We start from the raw sequence: 5,934 nt of genomic DNA, 5'->3' as shown, positions 1-5,934 counted from the left end.
GGCCCGCCCACCCCTCCGATCGGCTTCGACGAGGCCGTACGACTGGCCCTGCAACGGGTGCGGGAAGCGCGGGTCACCACCCGGTGGTCGTCGGCGTCGGTGCCCGGCGCCCCCAGCGATCCGCTGCCCACGGACCCGGACTGGGCCGGCGGAAGCCTCTACAGCGACCATCGGGAACTCCCGGTCGAGGCGTCGCCCGAGGCGCTGTGGCGGGTCGTCGAGGGCATCGGCGGCGAGAACGGCTGGTACTCCTTCCCGCTCGCCTGGGCGGTGCGCGGCCGGCTGGACCGGCTGGTGGGCGGGGTCGGGCTGCGCCGGGGCCGCCGGGACGCGGCACGGCTGCGGGTCGGCGACTCGCTGGACTTCTGGCGGGTGGAGGCGATCGAGCCGGGCCGGCTGCTGCGGCTGCGGGCGGAGATGCGGCTGCCGGGCCTGGCGTGGCTGGAGATGGGCGTGGTGACCGACGAGGACGGCCGCACCCGCTACCGGCAGCGCGCCCTGTTCCATCCGCACGGCCTGCTCGGCCAGGCCTACTGGTGGAGCGTCTCGCCCTTCCACGCGATCGTCTTCGGCGGCATGGCCCGCAACATCGCCCGCGCCGCGGCCGCTCGGGCGGCTCGCGCCCCTGAGCACGCGCACGCCCACTGACCTCCCGGCTCCTTCCCGCATCCCGGAGTACGCGCCATGAGCATCTCGGTCGTCCTGTTCACCTGCGACCTGCGCCTGCACGACCACCCGTCGCTCGCGGCGGCCCTGGACGGCACCGAGCGGGTCGTCCCGCTGTTCGTGCGGGACCGGGCCGTGGACGCCGCGGGCTTCGCCGCCCCCAACCGGCTGGCGTTCCTCGCCGACTGCCTGCGCGACCTCGACGCCGGGCTGCGCGAGCGGGGCGGCCGGCTCGTCCTGCGCTCCGGCGACCTCGTCGACCAGGTGCGCAAGGTCGCCGCCGAGGCGGACGCCGACGAGGTGCACATGGCGTCCGACGTCAGCGCGCACGCCCACCGGCGGGAGGAGCGGCTGCGGCGGGTCCTGGAGGCCGAGGGGGTGCGGCTGCACGTCCACGACGGGGTGGCCACGGCCGTCGCCCCCGGCGGGGTGGTCCCGGCCGGCTCGGACCACTTCGCCGTCTTCACCCCCTACTTCCGGCGCTGGTCCGAGCAGCGGCTGCGGGACCCGCTCGCGGCCCCGCGGACCGTGCGGGTCCCGGACGGCGTCGGATCCGAGCCGCTGCCGTCCCGCGACGTCCTGTCCGGGCTGTCGGAGGGACTCGCCGCGGGCGGGGAGACGGAGGGCCGCAAGCGGTTCACCGCCTGGCTGCGGAGCGGCCTGGCCGGGTACGGGGACGGCCACGACGACCTGGCCGGCGACGCGACCTCCCGGCTCTCCCCGCACCTGCACTTCGGCACCCTCTCCCCCGTCGAGCTCGTCCACCGGGCACGCCGGACGGCCGGCCCGGGCGCGGAGGCCTTCGTACGGCAGCTCGCCTGGCGCGACTTCCACCGGCAGGTGCTCTCGGCCCGCCCGGCCGCGGCCACCGCCGACTACCGCGCCCGGCACGACCGCTGGCGCTCCGAGCGGACCGCGGGCGAGGACATCGAGGCGTGGAAGGAGGGCCGCACCGGCTACCCGATCGTCGACGCGGCGATGCGCCAGCTCCGCCACGAGGGGTGGATGCACAACCGCGGCCGTCTGCTGACCGCGAGCTTCCTCACCAAGACGCTGTACGTGGACTGGCGGATCGGCGCCCGGCACTTCCTGGACCTGCTGGTGGACGGGGACCTCGCCAACAACCAGCTCAACTGGCAGTGGGTGGCGGGCACGGGCACCGACACCCGGCCCAACCGGGTGCTCAACCCGGTCGTCCAGGCCAAGCGGTACGACCCCGACGGCAGGTACGTCCGCCGCTGGGTGCCCGAACTGGCCGGGCTGGCGGGCTCCGTGGTGCACGAGCCGTGGAAGCTGCGGGGCCCGGAGCGCGCCGCGCTGGACTACCCGGATCCGATCGTGGAGCTGTCCGCGGGACTCGCCCGCTTCAAACGGGCGCGCGGCCGCGACTGACTCAGCCGGGCGGTTCGGCCGGGAACAGCCGGGCCAGGGTGTCCAGGGCGTCCCGGAAGGTGGTCGGCCGCAGCATTCCCTGGCCGGCGCGGCCGAGCCAGCCGGGTCCACCCAGCATCACCACGGGCCTGGTGCGGGCGCCCTTCACACCCCACTGGGCGCCTGCGATGTGCCGGGCCAGCGGCAGGCTCGCCGTGGAGCGGGCCTGCGCCCACAGGACGACGGCCGCCGGGCCGAGCCGGTCCACGGCGGCGGTCAGTGCCTCCACGGGTACGGCGGCCCCGAACATCCTGGTGGGCAGGCCCAGTTCGCCCAGACCGGCGTTGAGCGCCTCCAGCGCCAGCGTGTGCTGCTCACCCGGGACGCAGGCCAGGACGACCGGCCCGGGTCCGAGCGCGTCGCCCTGCCGGGCCGGCGGGCGGGTGCAGCGGCGCAGAGCGGTGGACATGTGCCAGGACAGCAGGTGCTCGACCTCGACGTAACGGTCCCCGGAGGAGGCCCACTTGCGTCCCACCGCGTGCAGCGTCGGCACCATCACCTCCTGCCAGGCGACGGCGAGCCCGTGGGTCCGGACCGCCGCGGCCAACTGCTCCTCCACGGCGGGCGCGTCGAGGCGGACGGCGGCACGGGCGAGACCACGGCACTCCTGCCGTACATCGCCGAGGGGGAGGGAGCCGGCCGCCCGGGAGCGGGGGCGGATCTCGGGTTCCGGCGCACTCGGCGGGACCGCGCCGCCGCCCGGTCCCGGCGCCGCCGACTCCTTCGCCGCGCGGGCCGCCTCGGCGGGCGGCACCCCGGCGGAGGTGAGCCGGCACATCGACTCCAGCACGGCCACGTCCCGCGGGGTCCAGCGGCGGTGCCGGCCGTCGGTGCGGACAGCTGGGCCGATGCCGTAGCGGCGGTCCCAGGAGCGCAGCGTGGTGGGCGACACCCCGAGCCGGCGGGCCAGGGCCCCGGTGGTGAGACTCGTCGCGATGTCCGGGAACGCCGGCTCCGGACGCTCCCCCCACTCCTCGCCGTCCGGTATGCCGCTCATGCAGCGACTATACGACGCAGAACCGATGCGAGTTGATGACCTTGGTCCGGGACCGGGAGCATGGCGGCACGGTGGCCGCGCGGACCGCGGGCCCGTCAGCGCTTTCGATGCAGCACCGGTGCGTTGATCGTGAGCCTGCCGCGCGAGGTGCCCGGCTCACCGTCCGCCCCCCGGAGGGAGTCGGCGCTCTCCCGGGGGGCGGGCCCGCCCACCTCTACACATAAAGGGGAAATAAGCGCAGAATGTGTGCAGGCGGCGCTTACCGCACTCCGCACCAGACGGGGTCAGGCCAGTAAGTCAAAGGAGACGATCATGGCCAACGTCTCGCACACCAGAGGTGACATCAGCAGCCACCCCGACGCACCTGAAATGCGGGAACGCTACGCCCGCATGCTCGGCGGTCGCGATGTGGCCCTCGTGGACGGACCGGTGTTCCTGCTCGGTCTGTACTGCGCCGTGTCCCCCTGGGTACTCCACTACACGACGAGCCAGCCCGCCCTCGTGACCCACAACCTGATCGTGGGCATAGCGATCGGTCTGCTGGCCCTCGGATTCACCCAGACCCCCGACCGCATGTACGGCCTGAGCTGGGCCTTCTGCGCCGTCGGCATCTGGATGATCATCGCTCCCTGGGTCGTCGGCGACAGCCCCGACACCGGTGTGGCGCTGAACAACATCATCATCGGCGCCCTCGCGGTGATCCTGGGGCTGATGTGCACCGTCACGGCGGCGAAGAGCGCCCCCAGGCCGTAGCGGTTCCCTCGGCACGGAAGACGGCGGGGCCGGCCCACCGGACATGGGCCGGCCCTCCCCCGCGTCACCCGTGGCGGCGTCACTTCAGGAACGCCCCGAGCGCGTCCCGGTGCTCCGCGACCCACTCCCGCGCGGCCCGCACCTCCTCCACGACCCCCCTCTCGCGCAGTCCGGTCATGGCCGGCTCCCCCCGCAGCGCACCCGCCTCGATGCCCCTCCAGCACCGGTCCTGCCACCACAGCACCGTGTCGAGCAGCCCGTCCCGCTCGTCGAGGCCGTAGGCGTCGCAGATCAGCCGGACACGGCGGGCGGTCCGCCGTACGTCCCTGACGCCCGGCCCCAGTTCGAGGTACTGCCAGCACACATGGGCCAGGTCGTGCGTCCGCTCGCCGGGGGCGGCCAGGTCCCAGTCGATGAACGCGACGGGCCGCCGGGCGGCGTACACGGTGTTCTTCGGCGCGAGGTCGTTGTGGCAGACGACGTCCCGGTCCCCGGCGAGCGCTGTTCCGTGGGTCAGGTCGTGGAAGGCGCGGACGAGCCGGGCGACCTCCGCGAGGGCCTCGTCGGTGCGGGACGCGGCCCGCTCGCCCGGGGTCACGGCGGCGTCGCCCCCGACGTACTCGAGGATCTCCCTGCCGCGTTCGTCGACACCGAGGAACCGCGGCGCGCCCCGCCAGCCCGCGCTCTCGAACAGGGCCAGCAACTCCCTTACGTACTCCGACCGTTGGAACGGCCGGCGCCGTACGGTCCCGCCGATGCGGACGACCTCGTTGACCGCGCCGCCGCCGAGCACCTCCTCCTCCATCCGACCCCCTCCCTGGGGCAGGATCGGCCCATGGACACGAACCGGACCCTCACCCTCGTCCCACCGGTGCGCCTCGAAGGCTACGGCGTCGAACTGCGCGAGTGGACGGACGCCGACCTCGCCGACCTGGTCGCCCTCTACGACGACCCGGAGATGGCCCGGTGGACCCCGGTGGCCTCGCCGTTCGACCTGGAGGCGGCGCGCGCCTATCTCGCCGGGGCGCGGGAGGGGCGGGCGCAGGGGCGCAAGGTCCAGCTGGCCGTCACCACCGACGGCGTCCGCCCCCGGGGCGAGGTGCTGCTGTTCCTCAGCGGTACGGACGAGCGGGACGTGGAGCTCGCCTACGGCGTCGGCCCCGCCCACCGGGGGCAGGGGCTGGCCGCGCGGGCGGTGCGGCTGGCCGCCGAGTACACCGTCCGGGACATCCGGCCGCGCCGGGTGGTGCTGCGCATAGACGCCGCCAACACGGCGAGCGAGGCGGTCGCCCGGTCCTGTGCCTTCGAACTCGCGGACGAACCGCCGGTCCGCAGGGTGTCGCGGGGCCGCGAGGTCGTCCTGCGCACCTGGCGGCTGCGCGCCTGAAACCCCGTGGCCCGCCGGGGACATGGCGTGCCACTCTCGTCGTACGGAGCACGCCGAGGTACTGCTCGTCGGGGGACGCGCCGGGGTCGGCAGGACGACCGTGAGCTGGGAGGTCTCGGCGCGACTGCGGGCCGTCCGGGTCGCGCACGCCGTGATCGACGGGGACTTCATGGGGCAGGTGCATCCGGCGCCCGAGGGCGATCCCCACCGGGCCGCCATCGGCGAGCGCAACCTGACCGCCGTGTGGCGGAACTGTGCCGGACTCGGCTGCCGGCGTCTCGTCCACGTGAACACCGTGAGCGTGCTGGAGGAGTCGACGGGCATGTTCCGGCGGGCGATGGGCGAGGGCGTCCGGATCGTACGGGTCCTGCTCACCGCGACCGACGAGACGGCCGAACGGCGGCTGTCCGGACGGGAACTCGGCTCCGAACCGGAGCAGGAGCTGCGCGGCAGCGCCCGCGAGGCGCGGATGCTGGACGAGCGTGCGCCCGCCGGCACGCTGCGCGTGGCGACCGACGGACGCACGGTGACCGGCATCGCGGCCGAGGTGACGGCCGCCACCGGGTGGGTCCCGGAGCGGGTCGGCTGACGGTCAGTGCCATGTCGTCGACGACGAACAACGTCTGGAGCATGGGGCCCTCGGTGCCGGTGAGCGGCTAATCCCGTTGCGCGCGCCGGGGCTCGGCGGCAGGCTTCAGGT

At 74.7% G+C, this 5,934-nt stretch carries 7 protein-coding genes; 5 read left to right on the top strand and 2 right to left on the bottom strand.

The genetic code is table 11. The features are described 5' to 3' along the window. Both AOJ26_RS16100 and AOJ26_RS16095 read left to right on the top strand, forming a co-directional pair. Nucleotides 1-648: DUF2867 domain-containing protein (locus tag AOJ26_RS16100; protein WP_143663630.1), on the top strand; the 648-nt coding region annotated here is incomplete at its 5' end. A 36-nt stretch (nucleotides 649-684) separates the two neighbouring features. After that, nucleotides 685-2,058, top strand: a complete 1,374-nt coding sequence (locus AOJ26_RS16095) for a cryptochrome/photolyase family protein (RefSeq protein WP_053848975.1) — start codon at nucleotides 685-687, stop codon at nucleotides 2,056-2,058. 1 nt (nucleotide 2,059) lies between these two features. Here the strand turns inward: AOJ26_RS16095 and AOJ26_RS16090 are convergent, their stop codons facing one another. Then, nucleotides 2,060-3,094 (bottom strand): MerR family transcriptional regulator, encoded by a 1,035-nt coding sequence (locus AOJ26_RS16090; protein ID WP_053848974.1) that lies wholly within the window; start codon nucleotides 3,092-3,094, stop codon nucleotides 2,060-2,062. Nucleotides 3,095-3,406: 312 nt separating this feature from the next. On the opposite strand from AOJ26_RS16090, the gene AOJ26_RS16085 reads away from it, so the two are divergent. Further along, complete coding sequence (locus tag AOJ26_RS16085) at nucleotides 3,407-3,847, top strand: SPW repeat protein (RefSeq protein WP_053848973.1); 441 nt, start codon at nucleotides 3,407-3,409, stop codon at nucleotides 3,845-3,847. Between the two features lie 79 nt (nucleotides 3,848-3,926). Here the strand turns inward: AOJ26_RS16085 and AOJ26_RS16080 are convergent, their stop codons facing one another. Next, complete coding sequence (locus AOJ26_RS16080) at nucleotides 3,927-4,652, bottom strand: phosphotransferase (protein WP_053848972.1); 726 nt, start codon at nucleotides 4,650-4,652, stop codon at nucleotides 3,927-3,929. Between the two features lie 30 nt (nucleotides 4,653-4,682). On the opposite strand from AOJ26_RS16080, the gene AOJ26_RS16075 reads away from it, so the two are divergent. Together AOJ26_RS16075 and AOJ26_RS16070 are read left to right on the top strand one after the other, a co-directional pair. Next, nucleotides 4,683-5,234: a GNAT family N-acetyltransferase gene (locus AOJ26_RS16075; protein WP_053848971.1), complete on the top strand. Its 552-nt coding sequence runs from the start codon at nucleotides 4,683-4,685 to the stop codon at nucleotides 5,232-5,234. 22 nt (nucleotides 5,235-5,256) lie between these two features. After that, nucleotides 5,257-5,823 carry a hypothetical protein gene (locus AOJ26_RS16070; RefSeq protein ID WP_053848970.1) on the top strand — a complete coding sequence of 189 codons (567 nt, stop codon included), beginning with the start codon at nucleotides 5,257-5,259 and terminating at the stop codon, nucleotides 5,821-5,823. Nucleotides 5,824-5,934 lie beyond the last annotated feature (111 nt).

The organism is Streptomyces sp. NRRL B-24085 (assembly GCF_001282115.1).
Lineage (GTDB): Bacteria > Actinomycetota > Actinomycetes > Streptomycetales > Streptomycetaceae > Streptomyces.
Note: the sequence above shows the minus strand (reverse complement) of the source record. Positions and strands in the feature narration are given on the sequence as shown.